General features: G+C 54.4%; 1 protein-coding gene. It reads right to left on the bottom strand.

Annotated features, from left to right (window positions below; translation table 11 throughout):
- Positions 1-280: 280 nt before the first annotated feature.
- Positions 281-1,279, bottom strand: coding sequence for an IS110 family RNA-guided transposase (locus FIV35_RS29445; RefSeq protein ID WP_146375132.1), 999 nt, complete (start codon positions 1,277-1,279; stop codon positions 281-283).
- Position 1,280 lies beyond the last annotated feature (1 nt).

Consider the following 1,280-nt stretch of genomic DNA (forward strand, 5'->3'; position numbering starts at 1 on the left):
GCTCATACATGGACGCCCCCAGTATGCCAAGCACTCAATTCGTGAAAACACAGACGGGATAAGGTTGCAGCCATACATCCGGACTTTAAGTGAGGCGGTGCCTCTGTCCCTGATGGAATTCGCTGATCGGGCTCTTATCACCACAACGCGCTCGAAGCGCTGTGAGCAGGGCAGAGTTACCCGATCCCGGTCCTACCTGTCTTGCCATCACGTCATGATCGCCTGAGCAACCTTGGAAGTACTCCTTCTAACGCATCACTTTTTCATTTCACCGGGCCGGCTACGCCACCGTTACGTCGGGGGTGTAGTCGGGTCGGAACTTGGTGCCATGGGCCAATAATGCCCAGGCTATCCGGGCCGTCTTATTAGCCTGTGCAACGACAGCAACGTTGGTGTGACGACGAGCCAATAACCCCTTCAGCCAATCCGCCGAAGGATCTGTCTTGCTCTCCACCACTCGAACCATCGAGCGTGCGCCATGAATCAGCAAGGTGCGTAAATAACCATCGCCCCGTTTACTGATCCCCAACAACGTGGGCTTGCCTCCGCTGGAGTGTTGTCGCGGCACTAACCCCAACCATGCCGCCATTTGCCGACCGTTACTGAAGTTTTTCGCGTCACCCACTGACGCCACTAGCGCGGTTGCAGTGAGCGGGCCAACGCCTGGCATTTCTGCCAGGCGGCAGCTGTCTTCATTGCTGCGATGCCATTGTTGAATCTCTCGTTCCAACTCGACGACCTGTCGATCCAGCTCTTTGAAATGCTCCATCAAGCGCTGCATCAGTTGGCGTAACGATCCAGGAAGAGCGTTTTCATGATCTTCCAAAATATCCGGCAAACGCTCGACGATATGTCGAATGCCCTGAGGCAAGACCACGCCAAATTCGCCAAGGAGCCCACGAATCGAATTAGCTTGTGCCGTTCTGGCCTTTACAAACCCTTGCCGTGCGCAATGCACCGCCAAAATAGCTTGCTGCTCTACCGTCTTGATCGGCACAAAGCGCATGTTGGGCCGAGTAACGGCTTCACAGATCGCTTCTGCGTCAGCTACATCGTTTTTGTTCGACTTCACGTAGGGCTTCACAAATTGCGGAGCCATTAACTTGACCGTATGACCAAGTGCCTGCAGTTTTCTTGCCCAATAGTGGGCTCCGCCACATGCCTCCATGCCCACTAGGCAGGGCTCCAGGTTGGCAAAAAAAGGGACAACCTGCTCACGTTTAAGCTGCTTCCTTAGCGCTGTTTTTCCTTGTTGATCGATCGCGTGAAGTTGAAACACG

The organism is Pseudomonas rhodesiae, from assembly GCF_007858255.1.
Lineage (GTDB): Bacteria > Pseudomonadota > Gammaproteobacteria > Pseudomonadales > Pseudomonadaceae > Aquipseudomonas > Aquipseudomonas rhodesiae.